The organism is Alteromonas ulvae (assembly GCF_048987005.1).
Classification (GTDB): domain Bacteria; phylum Pseudomonadota; class Gammaproteobacteria; order Enterobacterales; family Alteromonadaceae; genus Alteromonas.
In genome coordinates this window covers 2,619,746-2,644,826 of sequence record NZ_CP185261.1, presented here as the reverse complement: position 1 = coordinate 2,644,826, position 25,081 = coordinate 2,619,746, and the positions used below count along the sequence as shown (strand labels likewise).

Genomic DNA, 25,081 nt, shown 5'->3' with positions numbered 1-25,081 from the left:
CGGCCGCGAGATAACGATACGTTGTAGCGTATGATTTCCGTTTCTTACTCGCAGCGAACAAACAGGAGCAACACATGGCATTAGTCGACTGCCCGTCGTGCAAGAAAAAAACATCTGACAAGGCAAAAGAGTGTCCTCATTGCGGATTCAAAATTGGCGATGCAACGTCTGAAGATGTTGAACGCAAACAAAGCCTTAACCGGTTTCAAAAACTTCAAAGTATTCAAAACCAATCATTGCTTGCTATGCTGATATTTGTGGCAAGCTTTGGTTTTATGTACTGGGGGGGAACCAAACCAGGTGATTTACAGCATAACCTTGCTATATTGGGCGCGATTGCAGGTTTCGTTTGGTACCTAGTAAACCGAGCTCGAATTGTAATGATAAAGCGTTTCTCATAAATGAATATAGATGCACTAGTTAGTAACATGACGCCTGAAGTTTACGAACGCTTGCGTCAAGCCGTTGAAACCGGGAAGTGGATTGATGGAACGCCACTCAACGAAGAGCAGAAAGCCAGCAGTATGCAGGTTGTGATGTTGTATCAGGCGAAAATCGAAAAGTCGTCTGAGCACATGACAGTAGGAGAAAGTGGAGAAATTGTGCATAAAAGCAAAGCAGATTTCAGACGCTCTCTATCGGACCACCAAGATGATAACAACACGATAGCGCGGTTCAAACAGGATGATATTTAGTCGTATATTTGCAGCTTCTCATGCCAGTCAAAAGCCAGAAAAAAGACTGGAAGCCATTGAAAAACTCTCACCGGAAAAACCTCAAGACAAAACAATTCTTCATGAGCTGGCCTTTAACGATGAGAATGCAGACGTAAGTCTTGCAGCGTTAACTAAGCTAAACAGTTTTGTGTTATGGCAAAAAATGGCACAAATAGCCAAGTCGCCAAAGGTGAAAAAAGCTTCCCAGCAATGCGTGAGTGAAGCGATATCAGGCCAAGGTAGTGTAGCGCTTAGCTCGCAAGAGAAGTCTACGTTTTTGCAAGAAACAGCAAGTACGGAGGTGATCATTGATGTGGTGCAGCGCGAACCTGAGCTGTTAGGCGATACTGAATTGGCTCTCGCGCTTTTAGCTAAGGTTGATAAGCCTTCATTTACGCAACACGTTTTTTTACATGCGAATAATGGCCAATTACAACGCCAGCTTATCAGCAGTCAGTCTCATACTAATACACTGCAAAAATGGGCGAAAAAACTGAGCGATTCCGATACGCTAAATGCGATCAATAGCCGAATCGATGAAATAAGAGCTGCAGAACACAAACCTATAGAACTCAAAAAACAGCTTACCCTATGTTTGTCTAAATACCGTGCGCTACTTGATAAAGCCGATGTTGAACAGGTTATAGATTTGCAATCCATTTACCACAGTGAGCTGGAAGGCTTATTTGCACAAGCTGGCATTCTTTCATCAGAAGATATACAAGAATTTGAAGAAAAACGCAGCAAAATAGCTGAGCAAGTTACGCGCTATGTAGACAGGATCCGTCCTGCGTGGGAAGAGAAGCAAAAGTCGGCAGTACTAGCTAATACACAAGCCCTTTGCGAACAGCAGCTAATTCACGCGAAAGAACAAGTAGGCTGGTTGTACAACACCCGCTTGTGTGAGGCTACGCTGGCTGATGTGGCAACGGTAAATGAAAGTGTGAGAGGTGTTGAGGCTACGTTAGAGCAGTTGAGTCAGCTTGGCAGTAACGACAAGCGAGTAAACGAAATACAACTGGCTGTCGATGTGCTAAACACAAAGCTTGAAGCATTCTCTATGCAGCAGCAATACGGTCAAAAGTTATTGTCTAGACTGAACGCAGTTGAAAACGTGGCGCAAAAATTAAACAGTGCTGACGTGAGTGATGAACAAAAGCGCGATTTACGCAATGAGTTTGATACTGCGATAGAGGAATACTCAGCTATCAGTCGCGAACTTATTGCGCAGCCAAAAGCGCTTTTACAGCGTTTCAAATCAGCAAATAAGCAAGTGAGAGCCGATGAAAAAGCGGCTAGGTCAAAGCATCTTGACGAACTGAAACACGTTAGAAAGCAAATAAGCATTGTTGATAACCTAGTTTCTCAAGGCAAGTTTCGTGCGGCAATGGCTAAATTTAAGAAGCTGTCTGAGAATGTAGCTTTGCTGCCTGAAGGGTTAAAGAAAGACATCGAGAAACGTTTTCAGAAAACGGCTGATGACATAGCAAGACTGGAAGGTTGGCAGAGCTATATTGCGGCGCCGCGAAAACCTGCTCTCGTTGAAGAGGCCAAAGAGTTGGCCGCTACGCCAGTGGATAATATACAAAAGCGCAGCGAGTCGATAAAGTATTTACGCAGCCAATGGTTATCGTTGAATACCCCCTCTGCAAGTGACAGCGAACAAGAAGATGTAGTGTTGCAGCAGAATTTTGATAGCGCGTTAGAGAAGGCGTTTGAGCCTTGCAGAGAACATTACGCTAAATTAGATGCTGAACGAGCAGCAGCGTTAGAGCTGCGTCGTTCGATTATTGAAAAAGTAGCGTTGATAGCTGATGACATTGAACCAACTGAACTAAGCAAAACCCTTGATAGGTTTGCCAAGCAGTGGCGAGCCTGTGGTCAAGTTGAAAAGCAAGCATATGAGCAACTTAAAACTGAGTGGAAGGCTGTGTGTTCACCTTTTCAAAAGCGAGTTTTTGCGTGGCAAAGCGACAATCAGGTGCATAAGCAAAGGCTAGTGGATAAGGTTAATGCGCTACAAGATGCTGATGATATTAGTGTGGCAGCAGAATCTGCGCAGCAACTGCAGCAAGAATGGAAACGCATAGGACATGCCGGTAAGCGCGAGGAGAGCCGGTTGTGGGCAGAATTTAAAGCGAGTAATGATGCCATTTTTGAACGTTTGAAAACCCAGCGTAGAGCGCAAACTAGCGAGTATACTGAGCAAGCTGAAAAGCTTTTGTCGTCTATTGCATCTATCTATGTAGAAGGCGATGACAGTACTTTTCAAAGCGCGGTTCAGGGTGTTCAAGAGGCAATGTCAGCACTGCCAAAGCCGCAGCGAGTGAAGATAGAACGCAAGCTTGAGACCCTGTTTAAGAAAAGGGAGTCAATGCAGCGTGAACACGACGAAAAAGTGATAGAGGCACGAGCTCACGCCATTATTCGGTTGTTGCAAAATGATGAACCTGAAGCCAAGAATGAACTTTTAGAAACTTTGGGTAAACGCTGGTCGAATTTGCTGACTAACGCTGGTGCGTCAAATGCGCCAAAGCATGATAGAACGTGGTTGACGGTTGCGTTAGAAGTGGCTAGCGGTATGCCTAGTCCCCAATCTGATGCATCGGTACGTTCGAGTGTGCAGCTTCAAATGATGACGGCAAAACTTGAGCAAGGTGAAGCGCCAGAGGCGGAAGAGATATTGAGCGATTGGTTACAGCATGGTGAAGTGAAAGAAGGCGAAAGCGGTCTTTTGCAGCGTGTTATTACCATTATTGATAACAATCCAAGTGTGCTGGCGTAAATGGAAAATAGTGTAGAGTTTCAATTTGATACAGAGATGTCTGCGTATCGATTTCTCAATACTGTGAAACATGTTGATGCAGATGGGTTGCGCGCTAAGTTTGGTCAAACCGATCATCATGTTAGTGTGAAATACACGTATATTGTGGGTGAGTTTGATGAAACTTTGTCTACACTGGACGACTTAGCAAGAGAGCTCGGCGGTATAGAGGTTTCCTAAAGTCGGTCTCTTTGCGTTAACCCAGTTTAGGACAAACGAACCCAGGACAAGTCAACATAAAAAGGGCCAGTAAAAACCGGCCCTTTTTGTTTCGGTAGCGTTAGGTGTAGCTATGTTTGCCATTTAGCTACGGAACAAACTAACAGTCGTCGTCTTCCGCTTCCACGCCTTCTTTAACGTCTTCACATGCATCTTCTACGGCGTTACCAGCGTCATTGGCCATGTCGCCAATTTTTTCACCGCCATCTTCAAGCGCATTGCCAGCGTCTGTGACCATTTCGTCAAGTTCTTCGCCTGCGCTCTCCGCGTCGTTTTCACTACATGCTGCAAGTGAAAGTACAAATGCTGGTGCTGCTACTACTTTTAATAAATTCTTGAATGAACTCATGTCCTTACTCCTTTTCAATTAATACTGTATATAAGATGTTGCTTACGCTTTCGGTGCTTTACCGCGCAAGGCATTCACTAAAAGTGAAATGACGAGAAAGGCGACAAATACAAAAAATAATATCTGTGCAATTCCTGTTGCCGCACCTGCGATGCCCGAGAAGCCAAAAACTGCTGCAATAATGGCGATAATAAAAAATGTGATTGCCCAGCCTAACATGACTTATTTCCTCTTGTTGCTTCCGTTACGTTCACAATAGCTTTTGCTATGATTAAGCTTCTGCTCTATCTAAGCTGTTGTTATTTTAATTAATGCTATCTTCATGCCTTGTTTGCAAAGTGTTGAAAGTATTAAAGTAATTTCATTTTTGGCTCTTTTGTTTGGTAGGAGGTTCACAGTGTGTAGACAATAGTTACAGGTAAATTGCACTTTTTACATTCTTTGAAATGTAGTCGGCCATGGGCTTAACATTATGAGGAGAGAGAACCAGGCGTTAGGTGAAATTGCCTAGGTTGGTCAGATAGTGAGCCTTTAGTATAAAAGTCGTTTGGTTACACTATTCGTCCACCACTACCTATATTGAAATATCCTTTAAAAAATGGACTAGCCAAGGAGTACCGAGCTCATAGAGCAAGCCCCCATTCTTCATTTTTAGGCCTGATGCAGCGCACGAACACGCTGCACGTCTATGGTAATGTAGGTAGTAGACTAGCCGCGATTGGGGTTATAAGGTAACGACGACTGGTGGGCAACTATACGTAAGTTTCCATCACTGTCTTTAACATAAGCAAAGGTATATTCTACTTTAGTTTCGCCGCCACTGGTATCTATGAAAAAGTAATTACCCATGGCTACCGCCATTCTGCAACTATTGTTAATAATGCCAACGTTATCAAACTTCACGTTGGTGTAAGGTTTTATTGCAAAGCCCTTATCCTCTTCGTACGCATCATTACCGCCTACAAAATACGAAAGGGCGGCGTCGAAACTTGAGCGAAATTGATCATTTGCTGCCAACGTCGGTTTAAACAGTACGCTACTCAGATCGTATCCATACATTTTTTGGATAAAATTAGCAGCTTCATCAGAATAGTCGCCGCCATCAGTAAATACTGTGCCAATTCTGACAATGCCGCTCCCCCACATTTTTTGTGCGCTAATAACCTCTCTTTCTGTAATACACGTGCTTGAATATAGCAACGAGTTGTCTAATGCTTCAGCAGAAAGCGAGGTTTTTAAGTACGCCCCACTTTGGGTAGTCTGAGCATTGGCTGCAACACTGCATCCAGACGCTAAAAGAAGAGATGCGACAGTAGCGGTCACTTTCGAGCGAATTGCTTTTACATTATTCATGGCATATACCTTCAGTCTTACAACGATAATTTTGCTAGAGACTTGCGTGAAACTAAGCCTACTGCATTGCGATGAATGAATAATATACCTAACTTATGAAGTGTACTTTTGCAGAGGGTTAAAAACAGATTAAGGGAGGGTTAATCGGGAGTGCGTTCGGTCAAGAAGGGAAATCGAATGCACCGAAGGCTTATCTACAATGCACCGAATGAATTTTTTAGGCTAAGTGAAATCGCCTTAATACCCTTTGTTCTTCTCATCAAGTGGTGTTGAAAGAAGATCAGATACCAAAAAGGCGTTTGCGCCTAACATTTGCTTATTATTCGACATAGAGGTAACGATTGAAAAGTATATGTCTTTCATCGCCGTTTTCTCGATATCGTTTGTATCTACTGTGGTAGAAGGTTGCGCTACATTTGAACATCCCGACATAGTGCACTGTTTATCTGATGGAAAAACGACGGGCTCGTCGGTGTTCAATGATACTTCACGAGCTAGGACCCGCTTTTTAGTGATGTTGGTCTTCGTTACTGCTACATAGCTGAAATCATTTTGCTTCGCGATCTCTGCAGCGCGCCGCAGCGCATACTGCTGAACTTTGTCAGCAGGTGTCCTGTCCGAAGCCTTAAATAAAATACGGTACTCTCCTTCGCCTAGTTTTTCACTAGAATAACCATAGCTTTGCTTAGAGTTGGCTGATTTATAGGGTGTGGGAGTGGCAACGGGTACTGATGAGCAGCCCGTTATCAAAGCCGTTATTATAATGTTCGCGCCTAAGAGTAGGTGAGAGGTTTTCAATTTCAAGTAACGTTTTTTTAAGGCGGATGTTTCCAATTTACGGCGCATTTACTACTTCCTTTTGTCAGACAATCATAATTTAAACAGCGATAGCAAAGCGGTTTTACCTATCGCTATTAAAGAGTTTTTACGGTTCCGCTTCACATTTGGTTTTGCATCAGACATACCTTTATATGCACCTAACGCTGCAATGGCTAACAAAATTTCTGGTTTTCCCAACAGGTATCGGCAATGTTGCCTTGCCGCTTTTTCGGCGAGGTGTGCGTGATGACGCTGCGCATAAAAATTACGTTCTTTTTGTGCAATGTCAGTCATATTATTCTTTAATAAAAGTTTATTTAGTAATGCGTTTTCCATCATAGTGTTCTCTTAACTATAGCGCAGTTTTAGCCAGATGCTTTATTAGTTGCTTTGTTGTGTGTTTGAGTTAACGAGGGTACGTTTGAGTAACGAGATAAGCCGATTAAGGCTGACCAAATGCAATGCTTTTTTTGCAATTCGGTAAAACAGTAAACAAAGTCCGATGTTGAAACACAATAAAACAACGCTGATTGCGACAATACTGATACTGAAGGAATATAACGTCCCGCCAAGTGCTATATTGATGAGTAACCAACACACAATCCCAATCAGAAGAGCAGCGAGGGCTGCAAAAACGGAAATGAACAGAGACTTTTTAACAAGCATTAATTCGCTATTTACCAAACTTAGATAGGCAGTGCCCTGTTTGGTTCGCTGCTTCACCGCGTTGGTAACCGCGTCAATAATCTCATCATAAGACGGGTTGGGATAGAGGACGTGTTCGCTGTCTTTATTTCTTTTACTTTCGGGTGTTGCGTCTTCTTGCTCAGTACTAACCCCACCATCAACATTGACTTTAATCGTAGAATCGTTCTGGCCGATAAAGTAGAGCGCCTGCTCCGAAGGTGAAGTCAGGCGAAATGGATTTTCAGGGCTCACAATAAAACGAGCGCTGTGAAAATCAGGTATCGTTGACATTATTACTTCTTACGCAATAATGAGGTCACTAGCATGCCTGCCGCAAACGCAAGGCCGGCTGTTGCTACTGGGTTTTCAACAGCGTAGTTGCGCACCTTAGATGCCTGCCATTTTTGTTCAGCGAGACGTTTACGCTCTGACATATTTTCAGCCGATGACGTAGCGGTGCGACGAATATTCTCTTCAGCAGCACTCGCATTGTCTGCCAGCTTATCGACAGACTGATGGAGCGACTCTTTCAGTTGATCCGTAACTGGGTGACTTTGCTCATTAGAGGTGTTTGCTTTTGATGATGTATTTTTAGCTGATTGTGTAGCCATAGTATTCTCCTTGATTTTACTAAATGCATTTTCCCTATGACTAAAGCAATGGCTATACCATTTTGTGAATTTTTGGTAATGTTTTGATTTTTATGGCTAAAATTATTTTTAGTGTGAGCTTTTTAGAAAGTGAAAGGAAGAATGCACACAGTATCGTGAACACCCTGTAATAATTTCGCGGTTAACCATTTCGGGGCTGAGAATTACGATCATCGGCGATCGCGTTCTCTAAATCGTCTTTGGTAACGGGTTTGAGTAATGCACTATCAATACCGATTGAGGTCATAATTTCCCTATCCGCTTGATGACCACTAACGATAGTTAGCTTGCAGTCACTCTGCTTAGCCTTTAATTTTCTTGCTAGCTCATAGCCATCATAGTCAGGCAGTGTTAAGTCCATAAGAACATGGTCAAACTGTTGCTCACTAATCGCTTCTAAAGCCTCATTTCCACACAGGCTCTTTACAACATCGCATCCAAGGTGAGTTAGAAACAGTTGCAGCAGTTCTGCGGCATCTTCGTCATCTTCGATGACTAATACTTTCTTTTTGTCTGTTGCTACAGCATCGTTTTCTACTGAGTAATCGTTACTGTTACGCTCTTGTTGAATAGAAGGGGAAGGAGAGTCCGCTTTTTGTGGTTTAGGAATATCCACGTTGCTATTGTATTGTTGTGAAAAAGCCGCCTCAGGTGCGAAAGGTTTGGTGGTAGGCATTTCTGATACTTGAGCTTCAACATTGGAAAAGGTAATAGGATTGTCTGCAGGTAAGTAAAGCGACAATAAATTGGCTAATGCAAATCTATCAATAGGCTTACCGATAACATCGTCAAACCCTTCTCGAATTAGCGACTCTCTAAGTCCTTTGCGGCTCGCTGCGGTTACTGCAATAACGGGAAGATTTTTGCCATGTCGCCTGATGGCATGAAGCGCTTCAATGCCATTCATTACCGGCATATGAATGTCCATTAATATCAAGTTAAAAGGAGCATTCTGCTCATCAGCTTCTAAAACGGCTTCAAGTGCTTTCACACCATTCTCTGCATAGCTAATATCGGCCTTAGATTGACTGACTAAGTGACCAGTAAGACGCCTTATTTCTCTCAGGTCGTCTACAATAAGCACTTTCCCAGTCAATTTTAAATTTAAGTTAGCTGGCTCAACGATTGAAAGTTGACCTAAGGCAAGCTCTTCTAATGGCTGAGTACTTATATCCCCTGGATTAATAAAAAAGCTAAAGCTGCTGCCCTCTCCCATGCGAGATGTCACTGAAATGTCACCATCGAGTTTGCAGACTAACTCTTTACAAATTGCGAGCCCCAGACCTGCTCCACCATGATTTGCACGCATAACGTCTTCAATTTGCTCAAAGGGATGAAATATATTTTCGAGTTTATCCGGTGCCATACCGATGCCAGTATCGTCGACGGTAAACCTCAACCCCTTTTCTGGTCGAATAAACTGTTCGTCTGCCGCCATCGTTTCAACTTCAATGGTAAGTGTGATGGTACCGTGATCTGTAAATTTTACCGCGTTGGTAATTAAATTAAGCAATATTTGACGAAGACGTGTTGGGTCTGTCTGAATAAACTCAGGCATCTTGGTTTTCGCAACCACATTTAAGCTGAGCCCCTTGTCTTTAGCATTCAACTGCATCAAAGAGTGGATGTCGGTGAGAAACGCCGATAAGTTCACTTGCTTTACATTCAACTCGAGTTTGTCAGCCATTATTCGAGACATATCGAGTAAGTCGTTAAGCAGGCTTAACAAGTGTTTACCGTTAGAGTGAATAATCGATAGTTCTTGTTGAAACGGACTATTTCTCGCGTCGTCAATCAGTAGTTCTGTGTAGCCAAGTATTGAGGTGAGCGGCGTTCGTAATTCATGACCTAAGTGGGCAAGAAACTTATCTTTTGCTTTGTTTTTTTGCTCTACTTTATTTCGTTCTATCCGCTCATTTTCGATGTCTCTTCGAACGAGAGCGTAGCGAATAGTGCGCATAAAGCGTGGAGATTCAATTTCAGACTTCTGTAAATAATCTGCCGCACCCGCGCGCATCACCATTTCATCAACCATGGTGTCGGATTGACCAGTCAATATAACAACAGGAAGATTAAATTGATTTGCTTTTAAAATACTCAACACATCGAGCGCGTTCTCTGCGCCTAATAAAAAGTCGAGTAAGCATAAGTCGAAGGAGCTTTCTTTTAATGCTTCCAGTGCCGCATCGCTGTCGGTTACCCATGTAAGCTCGAATGTTGAAGATTCACACCGTTCTAGATAGTCAGAGGTAAGGAAGTAGTCATCTTCATCATCCTCAATCAATAGAATCTTTATTACCTCTGTCATCTAGTACTCCGCTACTCGTGTGGTAGTTCTACGAATTCAATCCAATAGCGGCCAAGAGCTCGCATTAGGTCAACTAAACCTTCGAAATTTACTGGCTTAGTAATATATGAGGCGCAACCTAAATCGTAACCACGCAGCATGTCTTCCTCTTCTTTCGATGTCGTTAAGATAACCACGGGTATACTGCGCAGTTTAGGATCGTTTTTCAGCTCTTGGAGTGCTTCACGACCATCTTTACGGGGCATGTTCAGATCGAGCAAAATTAAACTTGGACGCGGATACTTTTCTGCATCGGCATATTTGCCCTCGTGACGTAAAAATTCTAGTAGCTCTATGCCGTCTTCAACACAAAAAAGTGTGTTTAAAACACGAGATTCTTTTAGCGCATCAACGGTAAGTAAGCGATCATCTTCATCGTCATCTGCCATTAAGATATTAATTGGTTGGGCTTGTTTACGCATCATGCGAAGACTCTCCATTATCGTTATCCGAGCCGAATGGCTCGCTGTCTAGGGGTAAAATAATATCAAACTTAGCGCCTTTTCCAATTTCACTGGTGGCGGCGATAGTTCCGTTATGTCTTTCTACAATGCGGCGGCACACAGCAAGTCCAATTCCAGTACCTTTGTATTCACTTCTACCGTGCAATCGCTGGAATGGGGCAAAGATTTTTTCAGAAAAAGACTGCTCAAAACCAATCCCATTGTCACTTACCGTTATTTTTATCCACTCATACTCGTCAGATTTTAGCAGTGCGCTTCGTTCATCAACAGTGAGGTCTTTACGTTCTATATCTATTACAGGTGCAACATCGGCGGTCTGAAATTTGAGCGCGTTTGATATAAGGTTTAAAAACAACTGTTCTAGTTGAGATTTATCACCTCGGATACTCGGCATGTTTGTAACGTTAACCTGAGCAGACTTTTCTTCAATTGCTATTTCAAGGTCGCTTAAAACACTTGAAAAAATGGTGTTTAGCTCCACGTCTACGAATTCTTTGCCGCGAGTGGAAACCCGAGAGAATGAGAGCAAATCCGAAATGAGCATAGACATACGCTCGGCGGCGTTAAGCATTCTGGCAAGAAAGTCTTTGCCTCGCTCATCGATAACATCGCCATAACCAGACTCTATTCTGTTACCGAAAGCGCGAATTTTTCTCAACGGCTCTTGAAGATCATGAGAAGCCACAAACGCAAAGTCTTCCAATTCCCTATTACTTCGCGCAAGTTCATCGGAATACACACTTAATTCCTGAGTGCGTGCTGCTATCTTGGCCTCTAATTCTTCATTAATGCCCTCAAGCTCCGATTGATGTTTCTCGTTTTCTCTCGCATTAACTTTAAGCAGTAAAAAAATAGTCATTATGAGAAGAAGGGTAGTGGCAGATGAAATAATTAAGGTATTGACAGAGTCGCGACGGAGTTTCATCAAACTTGCTAAATAAGTACCTTGAATATCTCTTTCAGAGCTGTCAATTGCCTCAAAAATACTGACAAATTGATTATACAACTGTAGACCGCGGTCAGAGCGCAATAAATCAATTGCTTGGTCTTGCTGATCTAAACGTGCAAGTTCAACAATCTCGACCATGCCGTTAATTTTTTGTTTCGTTATTCTAAGTAATTCATTTATCCGACTATGTTGTTCAGGTGTACCGGATGAAAACGCGCTCACTTCAACTTCTTCTGCTACGGATGAAAATGTATTAAGCGTTTCGGTATACTCCATCAAATAGGCCTCATTACCCGTAAGTAAATAACCTCTTTGTCCTGACTCTGCTCGCAACAGCACCACATGAAGCTTGTTGACAGCACTAATTATACGATTAGTACTGAACAGCCTTGCTTCCATTGCAGATAGGTCGTCCAACGTATTAACCACATAAAATGAATTAGCGGTAATCACTGCTATCACCAGTATGACCATCAATATCCAGCTGTATACTGATGACAACATTGCTTTAATCATCCGAATGACTCGAATTTGATGAACCCATTTCTGAGGTCATTTCGGCTAGCGTATTGCTGCAAACTTTTGCGCTTGCAATTATTTTGTCTAACGCATCAACAGCTTTTTGAGTTGGAATATCGCCATTTAGGGCCATTTTAATTAATTCCGCCTGCATAGAAATGCGATTCAGTGGTTTACGCGCGTCGTGCACGAAAACACTCATTTTCGAAAACTCATCGTCAGTCATTCAATTCGGCCTTTTTACTGCTCGTCTTTACTTAAATCGCCGTAGGCATGCAGTCGGTTGTAAAGTGTCTTGGTGCTAATACCTAGCATTTCAGCGGCCATCGTTTTATTGCCATTCACTTTTTCAAGCGTAGCGTAGATAAGTTCTTTTTCTACATCCTCAATAGTTCGACCAGCTTGAAGGGAAGGCGTAGTACTTTGTTTTTGTGCAAAAGGAGATTCGATAGTTTTCGGAAGCTCTAGTGCACTACTTTGCGGATCGCTCATTATAGCCGCGCGGTGAACAAAGTGACGTAGCTCACGCACGTTGCCTGGCCAATCATAGGCCTGCAGAGTGTCTAGCTGGGTGTCGTCCCATTTGAATTTGGCGTTGTTGTCGTTGTTAAACTCTTCAATAAAGGTTTTCGCCAAAAGAGCTATATCTTCTTTTCTTTCGCGAAGAGGTGGAATGGTAATTGGGAATACTGCTAATCTGAAGTAGATGTCTTCTCTTAATACTTTACTTTGCGCAATTTCTTCCATTGTTCTATTGGTCGCTGATACTACGCGACAATTGACGGGAATAGTTTTAGTGCCACCCACTCGTATCACTACTTTATTCTCTAAAACACGTAGCAAGTTGGGCTGCATGTCAATTGGCATTTCGGTTATTTCATCTAAAAACAGCGTGCCGCTTTCCGCTTGCTCGAATACCCCTTCTTTACGGCCAACTGCGCCTGTAAACGCGCCTTTCTCGTGGCCAAACAACTCACTGGCAATAAGCTCTTTAGAAAACGCACCGCAGTTGGTGGCGACATAGGTGCCCTCGCTGTCTGATGCTTTGTGAATTGCAGCAGCAACCACTTCTTTACCCACACCACTTTCGCCTAACAGCATAACGTTTGCACTCGTTTTACTTACTCGTGAAATAAGCTTGTAAAGATCTTTCATTGCCGGTGATTCACCGATAAGTAGGTCGAAGTGCTTTTCAATTTTTGCTTTTTTCGGTGCCGCTTTTTCCGATTTTCTTGTTAATACCGCTTCGATATCCTCACGTTGAATTGGTTTAACGAGATAGTCAATGTTTGGACCACACAACCCTTTTATAACGCTTTTTACTGATGGGTGACCGGTAATAAGCGTAACTCGAGGACGTTTCTCTAGTTCGTCTAATTCGTCGAACAAGTGTGCTCCGCTGCCATCTGGCAACATGAAATCGAGTAGAATATGGTCAAATGTTTCTTTTTCTATCCAGTTTCTCGCCTCTTGAAGCGTAGCCGCCGTGAGCACTTCGTGCCCTAAAAATTCGATAATGGTACAAGCTACTTCTGTAAATTCGGCGTCGTCATCGACAAGTAATACGGTGAGCACGTGAGAATCCCTCTTTATTTATCCCATAGTTATGAAAAATAGAATAATATCAATTATATAATTTCGCATTAAGATAAAAGTCTACCATTAAGTGTGGAAGAAGTTATCTTTGCATCGTAATTTTTTACATGTAGTAGCGCGCGGACTTAGTTTGCGCATCTGAGTAAGCGCCAGGTTATCGCGTTTATCTATTAGCGTGTTGCTGTCCTGGCTAAATGTCCATTTTTAATGCTACAAGCTCTGTTAGTAGCCGGCTATTCTGCAAAATTCGTTCCCTTCACAGTCAGCGTAGGCTCGACTTGTTTGACATAGTGTAATAAGTTGAGATTTTGGCAGATGGCTAATATAGGACCAAGGGTATATAACTAACGGTCCATGTGACATAGCTAATTATGTTTCTTATAGAATCACTGCACCTATAATTGCGTTGACTGAGTCACTTTTGACAAGTCAGTGGGACAGGGCATCGAGACAGAGGGGAGGGAATTCACAGATAGCATGACAATATTACTCGTTAGTTTGAAAATATTACTCGCTTTGCAATATTGACTACTTGTTTTCGATACACTCTGAAGTAATAAAGTCAGACGTGGGTAGTTGCATTGTCTGATGGCGCAGTTCGCCAATGAAGGCTCTTGCAGCTGGACCGAGAGCGTCTCCATCTTCAAAAGACAAATAGAGTAATGTCTTTCTCAGAGCTGCATTATTGTGAAGTGGTAATAATTTAAGTATGCCACTTTCGAGCTCTTTTCTGATGATGGCTATCGGTAACCATGCAAAGCCAAGCCCTTGTGCAATTATATCAACAGACGTTCTTACATGACTCACCGTCCAGCGCTGGTCAGCGCCAAGCCAGCCTGCGTCCACTTTGCGTTCCGCCGATGAGTCTCGAACCACAATTTGTCTATGGGACTTCAAGTCTTGAAGGGTTAGAGTGCGGCCAAGTTGATGTAGTGGGTGGTCTTTATGAGCCACCGCCACAAACTCAATCTCACAAAGGTCTTCACTAAAGCCATTGGGATAAAGGAAGGGAGATATACCAATATCTACATTGCCGCTTGACAGCATGGTGTTACTGCCACTTAGCACAGTCTCTTCCAACTCAACCCGTAAAAGAGGGAACTCTTCAGAAACTTTGTTAAGTACATTATAGAGTAGCTGCGAGGGAAAAATAATGTCGACAGCTACTCGCAATGTAGTTTCGGTACCTGAGCGCAGGCTATATGCAATTGCTTCTAGCTTCTGGGCTTCACCGAGTAGAAAAGTGGCTCTACGGTACATTAACTCCCCCTGAGGAGACAGTTTGACTTTGCGACCACTGTTTTCGAATAAAACTACGCCTATAGCATTTTCTAGTTTTTGAACAGCATGATGCACACTAGATTGGCTTTTGTGCACTACCGTTGAAGCTTGATTAAAACCGCCGGCATCCACCACTGCTTTAAACATTCTCCATTGCTCTAATGTGGATTTCAGCATACTTCAACCGTTTTAATTTAAAGGAAAATGTTAATGATAAAACTCGATTATAAAAAGTTTTACATTTCTATGTGCGATGAACTTGCTTGATTGTAGCTAATGAACACGTAATCACAGATACGTTTTCATAGCCCATTCTAATAAGTTGTTCAGCAGAAAGCTTAGCTCGAGCGCCAGATGCGCAATGCAGGTAAATGGGTTTTGATGCATCGTTTACCAGTTCTAACATTTTCATTTCTAATATGCCTCGTGGAATATGAAGTGAGGCTTCAACATGATTTTCTGCTACTTCTGCTGGCTCTCGCACATCAACTAACAGTCCTTGGTTAGTTTTCATTTCGTCTGCGGCTTCTTTTGCAGAAATAATTCGAATATTTACATCGATATTTTCTAAACGAGATTTTAGATCTATTAGCATTTTACTTTCCAAATTACGATATAAGTATAAACTAATTTATAGTTATGAGTTATTTAAGACAAGATAATATAGTCGGTTTAGCGTCTATTTTTACCGTTTGACCAGAAATTCTTATACTTTAGTCTAACAAGACGGTAGATTCATCAACAAAGTTAATGTTATTAGGAAACGCTCATGTCTGAATACGCTGTATTAAGCCCAAGCGAAATGATGGAACATTCTGCGGAAGCAGAGTTATTTCTTAAGCAATTTGCGAATAAGACGAGGCTCATGATCCTTTGCTCCTTGCTAAAGCAAGAGAAATCGGTATCTGAATTATTGCAAATTGTAAGTGTTTCACAACCAGTAATCTCCCAACATTTAGCATTGTTGCGGGAGTCGAACATGGTGGCAACGAGAAGAGAGGGGCAAACTATCTTTTATAGATTGTCTGATGAGAGAGTTAAGCGCCTAATTGCGCTGATGTATGAGTTCTTCTGCGAATAAAACTGGGGCGTGTTGCTCTGTAATGCAAAAATGCATAACAAAAGCCAATACGCCCTTACTGTGTCCGTTTATATGTGGACATCTCTTACTTTTCCGCTTTTAAGCCTCGTCTATTTGAGCGACAAGCGCAGCGATATAGCTCCCATCACCTAATTTTTCACCGTCCACTTCAGGTCGTTGAAGTAAATCGTCATGACTCAAGTTCACCACGACACTATGGGCAGCCCAATCAATTTGTTTAATATCTCGCGGCAGCAGTGCCACGTGTTTTCCGCCTGGCAACCAGTTATTAGTATCCACTACTAACATGACTAACTGCCAGGTAGTAGTATCTATCAAAAACTCACTTATGTGACCTACCTTGTCGTCTGTCGTTGCAACTTCGTAGCCATTTATTTCGCCGCAAGCGCGCAGATGATTAGTCGATTCTGACGGAAGTGCACCCTCGGCATCTGCCTCTGTGGCTGTCGGTGTCGTCACCAACTCGTTAGGATGTGCGTATTCTCCCCACGCACCGGGCCCAATCCAGTAGTAGCCGTAACCAAAATATTTAAATAAATGCTCTTCGTATTCCCGCGACACGGGTTTGTGTTCGTCAATAGATGGGCTGTTTTTGAGCGTATCAACTGTCATGTCTACGTGTACGCTTTCCTCTTGCATATCCACTTGAGACACTGACACAGGAGATATCACCACCTTTCTACTCAATGGCAACCACGTATTGGTATCTGCTACTAAATAGCGTGTTGTATAGGTTTCATCGTCAAAAAGAATATCTTTAATACCGCCAACGGTCGCGTCTGTTGCGTGGATAGAATATTGGGTGAGTTGTTTTGAACTTATAATCATCTTGCTCCTCCTTTGCTCGGCTGACAAGAGAACTAATGCGACGCCTGCTCCACTATGCAGAGGCATGAAACATTCTCTTTAATAAGTATAGTCGCTTTTAATGCTAAAACATCATGTCTACACTTTGTTCGTGCAACTTCCCTATTGAGATCAGTCGCCCAAACGAAAAAGCTCGCGAATTCGCGAGCTTTTTTAATACGTTACCATAAGGTTTATGCAACATCGAACTCGTCGTCTGAGTAAGATTCATCGTAATCTGCTTGATTACTGGCACTGCTATGCAATGTAAAAAACTGTCTTCTGCCCCTTGCTAGCTGAACATACTTTGCCCATGTTTTTTCAATGCTGCTCGATGCTTGCGCTTTTCCGCTGATAAATTTGACGAAATGTTTCTCTTCCGTTGTTTCAGGTTTCAAGTCACCATTTTCTAAGTCGAGTAGAGTAATGCCATAAGTAGTGAGTATATTTGCTTCGGAAATACTAAAATCCCCTGATTTTTTAAAGCCATAAGGAAACTTCCGACGGTCTACAAAGGGTTTGTTTGAAGGACGAATCGCTGTGCTCATGATAATAGTTCCAACGTAGTTAATTTCACAGCGAACTTTTAAAACAAGTTTTTGCTAAGTTAAAGCAAAAGATTTTTTTCTTATCAATAAAAAAAAATGATACTGCTTTGAATTGAGATATGGAGAGTTTAATTTAGTTTGATAAATGCGAACCAGAAGAAGTTGAAAACTTTAAGGTCATGATAAGTAAAAGTTTAGTTGACTTTTATTTTTTATAATCGTTGATAAAAATGAGCTGTGTGCAAGCCGATGAACAAAAAATGTTGAATAAAGCCTGGTTTTCACGCAACAAATTTTATCATCGCTACGATAATAAAATTTTGTTTCCAATTAAATCTCCCGCAGCAATAATTGTAGCGTGTTCACAACCTAGAGACACTAATGAGTAAAGACTATCGTTTTCAAAGTGATGAATGGAATGCGGCAGACGAAGGTGAGTTTCATTCTAAAAAGCCCAACACTCTTCGCGAGAAAAGTGTAAAGGCAATGCGAAAGCGCGCCATGTTGCGCCGTGACAAGCAGCGCCGTTCGCACGACGAAACGCAACACTAATCTCGTTCATCACGTAAGCAGATAATATCGCGCTATCATTTGGTAGCGCGACGCTGTGCTTTTTAGTTCAATTGACGTATCATTTAACCAAACTTGGTTTCTAATTACGCTGGTTGTACTGCAAGCATGGATATTCGCTTTCTCACCACTTTCATAGAGGTGACCAAAACACGCCATTTTGGCAAAGCTGCCGAAAACCTCTATCTTACTCAATCTGCAGTAAGCGCAAGAATCAAACTTTTAGAAGAATATTTTCATACGACACTGTTTGTGCGTCAGCGAAATAGTATTCAGCTTACTCAGTCTGGAGAAAAGCTACTGCCTTTTGCTCGACAGTTGTGTGCTACGTTAAATGAGGCCAAACAGGAGCTACAAGTACAAACCACTGAATATGCAGTGTGCGGCGCCACGCAATTAGCAAGCGATTTGTTTTTATCACACGCGTTAACTCATCTTCACAAACAGTTTCCCGCTTTTTCTGTTAAGGCGGACATACTCACACTCGATGCTTTATCCCGACAGCTACATGAGCGAGTTACAGACCTCGCTTTTTCTACAGAGCCACTCAAATCGGAAGATGTAAACAGCGTGGTTTTGTTCGAACAGCCTCTCGGACTATACAGAGTTGGTGAGCCCGCTTCGCAGATAAACGCTCAAGATTTTGTGGCAATAGATTGGGGGGTAAAAGCGAGAGACTGGTTACTTACCGCTTATCCACAGCTAAGAGATGCAAAATTACGAACAAATTCGCTTTCATTGGCACTGAATAATTTGTGCACTGAAGGGGGCATCGCGGTGTTGCCATTAAATGTTGAGTCACAAATAAGAGATAGGGCTTCATTAGTATTAATTGACCCCATCGAAAATATTTCATTGAAAGTCTACCTTCACACTATGAAGCAAATTAGACGAATAGGATTGGCTGATATTATAACCAGCGTTTCTTCTATCGCCCCAAAATAAGCAGCGAGAAAAATATGTCATTATTACACCCAATGTTAGAAAAAAACGCATTTCAACGTTTAGAGGCAAGCGTTGCAGAGATAAAATCACAGCAGAAGTTGTTTATTCTTAAAGATGAACACGGTTGCGTTATGCTAACCACTGATGAAGATGACGGTGTGCCGGTATGGCCCGATGCTGAATTAGCTCTTCTTTGGGCGACAGATGACTGGGACCATTGTGAGGCAATGGAACTGACTACTGATGAATTTTTGACAAAATGGGTGCCTGGAATGACCCAAGACAACTTAATGGTTATTGTGTGTCCCGTGCCAGCAGAAGAAGGTGAAGTGATGTCTCCACAGGAGTTTGCTGAATCTTTGTAGGGTGATCTTCCCGTTCAATTTATCGTTTATACGTTGCGGCCTCGCACAATGAGGCCAGAGCCAAACACGGCACGTTACTGTCACAACTTCCTATTGGTCGCATTATTGTAGAGGTACAACACTTGTTAGAGCCAGGTATTGATGATTTATGGTTTGCTCCTTTAGGAGGAACAGGCGAAATAGGGATGAATCTAAATTTGTACGGTCATAATGGACAGTGGCTAATGGTAGATTGCGGTGTATCGTTTGATGAGCCTCTCACAGCACCCTATAAGCAAAACCCGCGAGCTTCAAAAACAACGCACAGAGTGGTTGCACCAGACCCATCCTTTATTGCAAATCAAAAAGATGCGCTAGCTGGCATCGTTATTACCCACGCTCACGAAGACCATGTTGGCGCAATTCCTTATCTTTGGCAGCGTTTTCAAAAGCCTATTTACACCACGCCGTTCACCGCTGAAGTGCTTCGCAGAAAACTGTCTAGAAGCAAGCTTGCTAACAAGATACCCATTATCGAAGTGTCGGCGGGTGATACGGTAACCATTGGCGTGTTCTCTGTTAAGTGGCTAGAAATAACGCATTCCTTACCAGAGCCATTTGCACTAAAAATTGATACCCCTGCGGGCGCAATATTGCATACCGCAGATTGGAAAATAGATGCATCGCCGGTGACCGGTAAGCCCTTTGAACCAAAGCTCTACAAGCAATTGGCAAATGAAAACATTCTGGCTCTAGTGGGCGATTCCACTAATGCGAATAAGCCTGGTTTCTCCATCTCTGAGCGCAATTGTTACGACGGGTTGTTAAGCACCATATTGCCGCTGAAAGGTCGCGTGGTAGTAGGCTGCTTTGCAAGTAATATTGCACGGCTTATTACTCTGGCAAAGATTGCACAAAAAACCAGTCGTTATATGGGCCTATACGGGCGCTCGCTAGTCAATATGTATGGCATTGCTCGCCAACAGGGGATTTGGCCTGATGATTTGCCAATCGCTGACTCACACCACTTAGGGTATTTGCCACCTAAAGAAGTACTTATCGTTGCAACGGGGAGTCAAGGCGAGAAAAATGCAGCTCTCGCTCGTTTTGCACATGATACCCATCCTCACCTTCAGCTTGAGAAAGGTGATACAGTCATTTTTTCGAGCATTGTTATTCCAGGCAATGAAGAGACCGTAGCTCGATTAAATACTGCGTTTAAAGGAAAAGGAGTTAGGACCATTCACAGCGAGAGTAGCCCCCTTCCCATTCACGCTAGTGGACACCCTTGCGCAGAAGAACTCAAACTTATGTACTCTTGGGTGCAACCAAAAATTGCCATTCCCGTACACGGTGAGCACAGCCATTTATTGGCTCACGCAGAAGTAGCAAAATCAGTAGGTATCATGAAAACCTATGTAGGCGAGAATGGTGACTTATATCGTCTGGCGCCCCAGCCAAGTATTCGACGCAATGTCATTCCCGTTGGGCGGGTGCCTGTGCAACAAGATTAGAGCAGAAGCATTGCAGACTAGCGACCGCTGACTTTAAAATTTTAAATGAATCAATTACTTAATTTTATCGCATTTTGTTCGCATGTTGTATAATACGGCGATTATATAAGCTGCCCATCAATCGATCATTCTGATACACTAAGCCCGTTAATTAATCTATTTGACGACACTGGGTATGCCTCGCCACATTTTCGCCACTATTTTTTTACTACTTGTCAGCTTAACCTCTATGGCTGATCCTCGTATCCAAAACCCAGTGTTCCAACCTCTCTCAACTAAAAATGGACTACCTCAAGATGTCGTCAACGACATCGTTGTCGATAAAGAGGGATTTGTCTGGATAGCAACTGATGGCGGAGTAGTGCGTTGGGATGGTGTACAAACCAAAATTATCGATAATAGCGACGGCTTATTTTCAAACAGTTCTATTTGGAAATTGACGGTTCAAGAAGACAAAGCCTTATTTGTCAGTGTTTATGGACGGGGCGTATTCCGCGTGGATCTTGAGTCACAGGCAATAACACAACTTCCAGCAACACCCTACAAAAATTACAGCGAATATAATCAACATGCCGAGTCATTCTATTGGCAAGATGATTCACATCTCATCCTTGCCTTATCGGAAAAGGTACAAAGACTTAATGTATTAACCGGTGTAATTGAAGTTCTTGCGTCGCTTCCCGACAACATGTTAAACGATTCCCACAGTATTCGATACGCAATCATAGTTGAAGACATACTTATTGTTGCAACCACCTTTGGTGTTTTTACCCGCAACACGCTTGATGAGTCTTCAATGCTGAAGCCTCTTGATTACCTTAATGGCACGCAGCCGGATGAAGATAATCAAAATGCAAAATTTTTGATGCGAGATGAAAGTGATCGCATTTGGATATCCACGGTGAATGGCGTATTTAACACCGACCAAAACAGTTTGATTGAACAAGTGCTCGAGAACAAGGGAAGCCGCTTTAAAGAAGTGCTCACCGGCCGCAATGTATGGACGATGGTGCAGTCTGACGAAAATGCGTTTTGGATGGGTACGAACAAAGGATTATTTGAACTCAAAAAAACGCAAGACAGGTGGGTTAACGAACATATTCTTCAGCCAAATAATGGCCGCTCAGAATTGTCGGATAAAAAGATTTCAGCCATTGCACAGACAGAGAAAGGCAATCTTTGGTTAGCCACGGTTTTTGCTGGCGCTTTGCACTTTGGAATTCAAAGTTCAGATATCTACACTATTCAAAATGAACGGAAATCGGGTGAAGATAGATTAAGTGATAACGTGGTGTGGTCCTTTGCTCAGTCCTCTGATGGCAAGTTATGGATTGGAACCGCCAACGGCATGAGCCAGTATGACTTTACGACAAAATCCTCAACGCACTTTTTAAGAGAGCAGGTTGAAGACTCATTGCTTGGCACTAGTTCTGTCGACCGAATATTGACAGCGCCTGATAACAAACTAATTCTCGAAATTTATGAAGGTATTCGCGTTTTCGACCCTCAAACTGGTGCGCTTTCTGTTCCACCTGTGAGTGGCGGTGGGGATGCTAGCGTATTTAATGCATGGGATTCGAACCCTGCGATTTCTTCAAACGGCGTCATGTTTTTTACAGGGCCTAGCGACTTTTACACCTATGACTTTATCTCTGAAACGTTGACGGTGTTGCCACTAGACCCAAGTATATTTGATGTGAAATTTGACCCCTCCTTTCTTGGAGAGTCTACATATCACAACGCTATGTTTCTAAGTACGGAAGGTGGTGTATGGTTAATTGATACTACGACTTATGAGCCTCGCTTGGTGTATCGCTTTGCTGAGGGCGAGCGATTGAGTAATCAATCAGTAAGTTCATGGGTGATGGACGATACAGGCGTTCTCTGGCTGGCACACACCGGAAGAGGGTTAGTTGGACTAGACGCAGATACGTTTGAACCTTTGTATACGCTTGATGAATCAAATCTACTGATATCCAACATTGTATATGGCCTTCAAAAAGATAGCACCGGTAACATTTGGTTTAGTTCGCACCAAGGTTTACACCGTTATGATCCTCGCTCAAGTAAGGTCCAAAACTTTATTTATGGACGTGAACTTTCGGTATCAGAATTCAATCAAGGCGCCTCTATTATTCTGAGTGACGGCAGGTTAGCCTTTGGCTCTACTAGTGGCGTGGTTGTTTTTTCTCCAGAACAGTTGGAAGCTTCCGATGAAGGGGGCACGCTGGTGGGTAAACAAACGGCAATTACTGGAGTCTCGGTTGGAAAACGGACACTTCCTCAAGGACTAAAAAATCTGAATGGCCAACATTTCGACCTGGCCCACGATGACTTTGGCCTCACTATTTACTTTTCTTCGCTGATTACATCGGGAATAGGCGAGACCAAGTATTATTATAAGCTACTTGATGGGAATAGATTTGTTTCTGAAGGGGTTACAGAGGACGCCAAAATAACGTTTGCGAACTTAGATCCTGGAAAGTACACCTTCTCTGTAATTCCTACACCAGGTAGCTTTGAATCGAGCTATCGAGCCGCGCAAATATCTTTGTTTGTGCCTTATGCGCCTTACCGCTCACCGCTTGCCTACGCGATTTATGGTGTATTGCTGCTTTGTTTACTCACTACCTATTTGTATTCTCGTCACAAATCGTTGACTCGGCTGAGAGCAGCACAGCAGCAAGTATCGCTATTTAGCGACGCGTTCAAACAAACCCGAGATTGGGTCATTATTTTTGATGAACACAGGAAGCTAGTGGCAGCAAATCCTGCCTTTGAACACGTATTCGGCTTCAACCATAAAGAGCCATTGCCAAAGCAACTCGAGCGACTTTACTTGCGATACCCTGGCCTTAGTAGGCAGCTTTCCGACAGGTTGACCGATATGCAAGGCGGTGACTTTTGGAAAGACGAGGGGGTAATTGATGGTACCGATGGCAAACGCTACGACGTGCTTATCGATATTACCGCTATCAGTGGCAATGGGCACATACCAGAACACTACCTTATTGTAATTTCAGATATTTCTGAGCAAAAACAGGCGGAACGAAAATTACTAAAAATCGCCACCTACGACAGCCTCACTGGATTAGTTAACCGAACATTACTCCTAGACCGATTAGAGCATGCTATTGCTCTTGCCAGGCATCATGGCCACCGCGTTTCCGTGATGTTTGTTGACCTTGATAGATTTAAAGGTATTAACGATTCACTAGGACATGACTACGGCGACAAGCTACTTCGAATTGTCGCTAATCGAATGCGTAATTTGGTGGCCGATACGGGTACAGTGGCCCGCCTAGGAGGGGATGAGTTTGTCATTGTTATTGAAGAAGTTGAAAACGATGATGATTTAAGCTCGTTCGTAGGTCAAGTTATTGAAGCCGTAGAAACACCCATTTCATTGTCTAGCGAAGTGCTTAGGGTATCCTGCAGCATTGGCGTTGCATTTTATCCAGATGATGCGCCAGAGCCAGCCGATCTCATTAAGCAGGCCGATGTGGCTATGTATACCGCTAAAAAAGACACGCTTAACGGGTTTGCTTATTTTACGAACGACATGAATGAAAAGGCGAAAAATCGTTTAACCTTGGAGAACAAAGTTAAGCGTGCGTATTCAGAAGACAGTTTTTTCAATCATTATCAGCCTATTATTAATGCAAAAACGAAGCAAACAGTGGGCGTAGAGTTATTGTTACGTGGCAAGTTAGACGGTCAGCCTTTGTACCCTGACCACTTTATTCCTATCTTAGAAGAGCTGAGATATATTATCGAGGTTACTCGAAAAGCCATGTATCGCGCCGCTGAAGACCTATCAGCTTGGTACAAGAGTGGTTTTGCGGGCTTTGTTTCCATTAACCTATCAGCGCTGCATTTTAAAACTGAGTTTGATTTAGAAAGCGTCTTTAGCTTACTCGAGCAATTTGATTTGCCAAAAAAAGCCTTTCGTTTTGAAATAACGGAGGGCGTGCTGATAGATGATACAGATAACGCTTTACGCCAAATTCAGCGATTCGTAGACGCGGGGTTTATTTTAGCCCTTGATGATTTTGGCACTGGTTTTTCATCACTAAGTTATTTGAAGCGCTATCCGTTGTCTGTGCTTAAAATTGATAAGAGCTTTGTTAACGAAATGGCCCCAGGTAACGCTAACGAAGCACTCGTTGCAACTACGATTTCACTGGCAAACAGCTTGAGCATGAGCTGCGTCGCAGAGGGGGTGGAAACCCACGAACAAGCGGCTGCACTTCTTGATAAAGGTTGCGTATTTCACCAAGGTTATCACTACGCAAGGCCCGCTGCAGCACATGATATTCCACCTTTGCTAACCAAAAATTGGCACTAGTGCGCTGAATAAGCGCACTCTTTTTTCAAATTGTATCTGCTAAAAGCCTCATAATAAAACCGCAGACACGACTATAAAAAAACTAAATTGT

At 42.8% G+C, this 25,081-nt stretch carries 26 protein-coding genes; 10 read left to right on the top strand and 16 right to left on the bottom strand.

Going from position 1 to position 25,081, the window contains the following annotated elements; all coding sequences use genetic code 11:
- Window positions 1-74 precede the first annotated feature (74 nt).
- From ACOJR9_RS11585 to ACOJR9_RS11570, 4 genes are read left to right on the top strand one after another with little or no spacing between them, the layout of a single operon-like run.
- Complete coding sequence (locus tag ACOJR9_RS11585) at window positions 75-401, top strand: hypothetical protein (protein WP_420933126.1); 327 nt, start codon at window positions 75-77, stop codon at window positions 399-401.
- Complete coding sequence (locus ACOJR9_RS11580) at window positions 402-695, top strand: YeaC family protein (RefSeq protein WP_420933125.1); 294 nt, start codon at window positions 402-404, stop codon at window positions 693-695.
- On the top strand, window positions 685-3,501 hold the full coding sequence (locus tag ACOJR9_RS11575) for a DUF349 domain-containing protein (RefSeq protein WP_420933124.1): 2,817 nt from the start codon (window positions 685-687) through the stop codon (window positions 3,499-3,501). Before ACOJR9_RS11580 ends, ACOJR9_RS11575 begins: the two co-directional genes overlap by 11 nt.
- Complete coding sequence (locus tag ACOJR9_RS11570) at window positions 3,502-3,720, top strand: hypothetical protein (RefSeq protein ID WP_420933123.1); 219 nt, start codon at window positions 3,502-3,504, stop codon at window positions 3,718-3,720. It begins immediately after the preceding gene.
- A gap of 139 nt (window positions 3,721-3,859) precedes the next feature.
- On the opposite strand, the gene ACOJR9_RS11565 is transcribed toward ACOJR9_RS11570, so the two are convergent.
- The 14 genes from ACOJR9_RS11565 to ACOJR9_RS11500 all read right to left on the bottom strand — a co-directional run bounded on the left by ACOJR9_RS11565 (window position 3,860) and on the right by ACOJR9_RS11500 (window position 15,368).
- Window positions 3,860-4,108, bottom strand: a complete 249-nt coding sequence (locus ACOJR9_RS11565) for a hypothetical protein (protein ID WP_420933122.1) — start codon at window positions 4,106-4,108, stop codon at window positions 3,860-3,862.
- Between the two features lie 42 nt (window positions 4,109-4,150).
- Window positions 4,151-4,327: a DUF1328 domain-containing protein gene (locus ACOJR9_RS11560; protein WP_334031249.1), complete on the bottom strand. Its 177-nt coding sequence runs from the start codon at window positions 4,325-4,327 to the stop codon at window positions 4,151-4,153.
- 489 nt (window positions 4,328-4,816) lie between these two features.
- Window positions 4,817-5,461, bottom strand: a complete 645-nt coding sequence (locus tag ACOJR9_RS11555) for a phosphoribosyl-AMP cyclohydrolase (protein WP_420933121.1) — start codon at window positions 5,459-5,461, stop codon at window positions 4,817-4,819.
- 237 nt (window positions 5,462-5,698) lie between these two features.
- Window positions 5,699-6,307 (bottom strand): CC0125/CC1285 family lipoprotein, encoded by a 609-nt coding sequence (locus tag ACOJR9_RS11550; RefSeq protein ID WP_420933120.1) that lies wholly within the window; start codon window positions 6,305-6,307, stop codon window positions 5,699-5,701.
- A 24-nt stretch (window positions 6,308-6,331) separates the two neighbouring features.
- Entirely contained in the window at window positions 6,332-6,574 is a 243-nt protein-coding gene (locus ACOJR9_RS11545; RefSeq protein WP_420933119.1) for a hypothetical protein, read from the bottom strand.
- Between the two features lie 87 nt (window positions 6,575-6,661).
- Complete coding sequence (locus ACOJR9_RS11540) at window positions 6,662-7,258, bottom strand: hypothetical protein (protein ID WP_420933118.1); 597 nt, start codon at window positions 7,256-7,258, stop codon at window positions 6,662-6,664.
- 2 nt (window positions 7,259-7,260) lie between these two features.
- Entirely contained in the window at window positions 7,261-7,578 is a 318-nt protein-coding gene (locus ACOJR9_RS11535) for a DUF883 domain-containing protein (protein WP_420933117.1), read from the bottom strand.
- A 181-nt stretch (window positions 7,579-7,759) separates the two neighbouring features.
- Entirely contained in the window at window positions 7,760-9,925 is a 2,166-nt protein-coding gene (locus ACOJR9_RS11530; protein ID WP_420933116.1) for a response regulator, read from the bottom strand.
- Between the two features lie 11 nt (window positions 9,926-9,936).
- Entirely contained in the window at window positions 9,937-10,389 is a 453-nt protein-coding gene (locus ACOJR9_RS11525; protein WP_420933115.1) for a response regulator, read from the bottom strand.
- Entirely contained in the window at window positions 10,379-11,893 is a 1,515-nt protein-coding gene (locus tag ACOJR9_RS11520; protein ID WP_420933114.1) for a sensor histidine kinase, read from the bottom strand. Before ACOJR9_RS11520 ends, ACOJR9_RS11525 begins: the two co-directional genes overlap by 11 nt.
- Entirely contained in the window at window positions 11,886-12,122 is a 237-nt protein-coding gene (locus tag ACOJR9_RS11515; RefSeq protein WP_420933113.1) for a hypothetical protein, read from the bottom strand. The genes ACOJR9_RS11520 and ACOJR9_RS11515 overlap by 8 nt, the downstream gene beginning before the upstream one ends.
- 14 nt (window positions 12,123-12,136) lie before the next feature.
- Window positions 12,137-13,471 (bottom strand): sigma-54-dependent transcriptional regulator, encoded by a 1,335-nt coding sequence (locus tag ACOJR9_RS11510; protein WP_420933112.1) that lies wholly within the window; start codon window positions 13,469-13,471, stop codon window positions 12,137-12,139.
- Between the two features lie 549 nt (window positions 13,472-14,020).
- Window positions 14,021-14,950, bottom strand: coding sequence for a LysR family transcriptional regulator (locus ACOJR9_RS11505; protein ID WP_420933111.1), 930 nt, complete (start codon window positions 14,948-14,950; stop codon window positions 14,021-14,023).
- A 67-nt stretch (window positions 14,951-15,017) separates the two neighbouring features.
- Window positions 15,018-15,368 carry a rhodanese-like domain-containing protein gene (locus ACOJR9_RS11500; RefSeq protein ID WP_420933110.1) on the bottom strand — a complete coding sequence of 117 codons (351 nt, stop codon included), beginning with the start codon at window positions 15,366-15,368 and terminating at the stop codon, window positions 15,018-15,020.
- 174 nt (window positions 15,369-15,542) lie between these two features.
- Between ACOJR9_RS11500 and ACOJR9_RS11495 the strand changes: the two genes are divergently transcribed.
- Window positions 15,543-15,854 carry a metalloregulator ArsR/SmtB family transcription factor gene (locus tag ACOJR9_RS11495; RefSeq protein WP_420933109.1) on the top strand — a complete coding sequence of 104 codons (312 nt, stop codon included), beginning with the start codon at window positions 15,543-15,545 and terminating at the stop codon, window positions 15,852-15,854.
- Between the two features lie 99 nt (window positions 15,855-15,953).
- Here ACOJR9_RS11495 and ACOJR9_RS11490 read toward each other — a convergent pair whose 3' ends face one another.
- Both ACOJR9_RS11490 and maoP read right to left on the bottom strand, forming a co-directional pair.
- Window positions 15,954-16,703, bottom strand: coding sequence for a PRC-barrel domain-containing protein (locus ACOJR9_RS11490; protein WP_420933108.1), 750 nt, complete (start codon window positions 16,701-16,703; stop codon window positions 15,954-15,956).
- Between the two features lie 212 nt (window positions 16,704-16,915).
- Window positions 16,916-17,269: a DUF413 domain-containing protein gene (gene maoP / locus ACOJR9_RS11485; RefSeq protein WP_420933107.1), complete on the bottom strand. Its 354-nt coding sequence runs from the start codon at window positions 17,267-17,269 to the stop codon at window positions 16,916-16,918.
- A gap of 381 nt (window positions 17,270-17,650) precedes the next feature.
- On the opposite strand from maoP, the gene ACOJR9_RS11480 reads away from it, so the two are divergent.
- The 5 genes from ACOJR9_RS11480 (at window position 17,651) to ACOJR9_RS11460 (ending at window position 24,990) form a co-directional block, all read left to right on the top strand.
- Window positions 17,651-17,821 (top strand): hypothetical protein, encoded by a 171-nt coding sequence (locus ACOJR9_RS11480; protein WP_420933106.1) that lies wholly within the window; start codon window positions 17,651-17,653, stop codon window positions 17,819-17,821.
- Window positions 17,822-17,947: 126 nt separating this feature from the next.
- Window positions 17,948-18,784, top strand: coding sequence for a LysR family transcriptional regulator (locus tag ACOJR9_RS11475; RefSeq protein WP_420933105.1), 837 nt, complete (start codon window positions 17,948-17,950; stop codon window positions 18,782-18,784).
- A gap of 14 nt (window positions 18,785-18,798) precedes the next feature.
- Window positions 18,799-19,149 (top strand): DUF2750 domain-containing protein, encoded by a 351-nt coding sequence (locus tag ACOJR9_RS11470; RefSeq protein ID WP_420933104.1) that lies wholly within the window; start codon window positions 18,799-18,801, stop codon window positions 19,147-19,149.
- A gap of 122 nt (window positions 19,150-19,271) precedes the next feature.
- Complete coding sequence (locus ACOJR9_RS11465) at window positions 19,272-20,642, top strand: ribonuclease J (protein WP_420933103.1); 1,371 nt, start codon at window positions 19,272-19,274, stop codon at window positions 20,640-20,642.
- Between the two features lie 175 nt (window positions 20,643-20,817).
- On the top strand, window positions 20,818-24,990 hold the full coding sequence (locus tag ACOJR9_RS11460; RefSeq protein ID WP_420933102.1) for an EAL domain-containing protein: 4,173 nt from the start codon (window positions 20,818-20,820) through the stop codon (window positions 24,988-24,990).
- Window positions 24,991-25,081: the final 91 nt, after the last annotated feature.

What these genes read in the sequence shown, in the direction of transcription:
- ACOJR9_RS11530 (WP_420933116.1), bottom strand. Translation starts at nt 9,925, where the DNA reads ATGACAGAGGTAATAAAGATTCTATTGATTGAGGATGATGAAGATGAC.
- ACOJR9_RS11515 (WP_420933113.1), bottom strand. Translation starts at nt 12,122, where the DNA reads ATGACTGACGATGAGTTTTCGAAAATGAGTGTTTTCGTGCACGACGCG.
- ACOJR9_RS11585 (WP_420933126.1), top strand. Translation starts at nt 75, where the DNA reads ATGGCATTAGTCGACTGCCCGTCGTGCAAGAAAAAAACATCTGACAAG.
- ACOJR9_RS11475 (WP_420933105.1), top strand. Translation starts at nt 17,948, where the DNA reads ATGGATATTCGCTTTCTCACCACTTTCATAGAGGTGACCAAAACACGC.
- ACOJR9_RS11460 (WP_420933102.1), top strand. Translation starts at nt 20,818, where the DNA reads ATGCCTCGCCACATTTTCGCCACTATTTTTTTACTACTTGTCAGCTTA.
- ACOJR9_RS11575 (WP_420933124.1), top strand. Translation starts at nt 685, where the DNA reads ATGATATTTAGTCGTATATTTGCAGCTTCTCATGCCAGTCAAAAGCCA.
- ACOJR9_RS11520 (WP_420933114.1), bottom strand. Translation starts at nt 11,893, where the DNA reads ATGATTAAAGCAATGTTGTCATCAGTATACAGCTGGATATTGATGGTC.
- ACOJR9_RS11540 (WP_420933118.1), bottom strand. Translation starts at nt 7,258, where the DNA reads ATGTCAACGATACCTGATTTTCACAGCGCTCGTTTTATTGTGAGCCCT.
- ACOJR9_RS11535 (WP_420933117.1), bottom strand. Translation starts at nt 7,578, where the DNA reads ATGGCTACACAATCAGCTAAAAATACATCATCAAAAGCAAACACCTCT.
- ACOJR9_RS11565 (WP_420933122.1), bottom strand. Translation starts at nt 4,108, where the DNA reads ATGAGTTCATTCAAGAATTTATTAAAAGTAGTAGCAGCACCAGCATTT.
- ACOJR9_RS11500 (WP_420933110.1), bottom strand. Translation starts at nt 15,368, where the DNA reads ATGCTAATAGATCTAAAATCTCGTTTAGAAAATATCGATGTAAATATT.
- ACOJR9_RS11555 (WP_420933121.1), bottom strand. Translation starts at nt 5,461, where the DNA reads ATGAATAATGTAAAAGCAATTCGCTCGAAAGTGACCGCTACTGTCGCA.
- ACOJR9_RS11560 (WP_334031249.1), bottom strand. Translation starts at nt 4,327, where the DNA reads ATGTTAGGCTGGGCAATCACATTTTTTATTATCGCCATTATTGCAGCA.
- maoP (WP_420933107.1), bottom strand. Translation starts at nt 17,269, where the DNA reads ATGAGCACAGCGATTCGTCCTTCAAACAAACCCTTTGTAGACCGTCGG.
- ACOJR9_RS11570 (WP_420933123.1), top strand. Translation starts at nt 3,502, where the DNA reads ATGGAAAATAGTGTAGAGTTTCAATTTGATACAGAGATGTCTGCGTAT.
- ACOJR9_RS11490 (WP_420933108.1), bottom strand. Translation starts at nt 16,703, where the DNA reads ATGATTATAAGTTCAAAACAACTCACCCAATATTCTATCCACGCAACA.
- ACOJR9_RS11480 (WP_420933106.1), top strand. Translation starts at nt 17,651, where the DNA reads ATGAGTAAAGACTATCGTTTTCAAAGTGATGAATGGAATGCGGCAGAC.
- ACOJR9_RS11470 (WP_420933104.1), top strand. Translation starts at nt 18,799, where the DNA reads ATGTCATTATTACACCCAATGTTAGAAAAAAACGCATTTCAACGTTTA.
- ACOJR9_RS11525 (WP_420933115.1), bottom strand. Translation starts at nt 10,389, where the DNA reads ATGATGCGTAAACAAGCCCAACCAATTAATATCTTAATGGCAGATGAC.
- ACOJR9_RS11505 (WP_420933111.1), bottom strand. Translation starts at nt 14,950, where the DNA reads ATGCTGAAATCCACATTAGAGCAATGGAGAATGTTTAAAGCAGTGGTG.
- ACOJR9_RS11580 (WP_420933125.1), top strand. Translation starts at nt 402, where the DNA reads ATGAATATAGATGCACTAGTTAGTAACATGACGCCTGAAGTTTACGAA.
- ACOJR9_RS11495 (WP_420933109.1), top strand. Translation starts at nt 15,543, where the DNA reads ATGTCTGAATACGCTGTATTAAGCCCAAGCGAAATGATGGAACATTCT.
- ACOJR9_RS11545 (WP_420933119.1), bottom strand. Translation starts at nt 6,574, where the DNA reads ATGACTGACATTGCACAAAAAGAACGTAATTTTTATGCGCAGCGTCAT.
- ACOJR9_RS11550 (WP_420933120.1), bottom strand. Translation starts at nt 6,307, where the DNA reads ATGCGCCGTAAATTGGAAACATCCGCCTTAAAAAAACGTTACTTGAAA.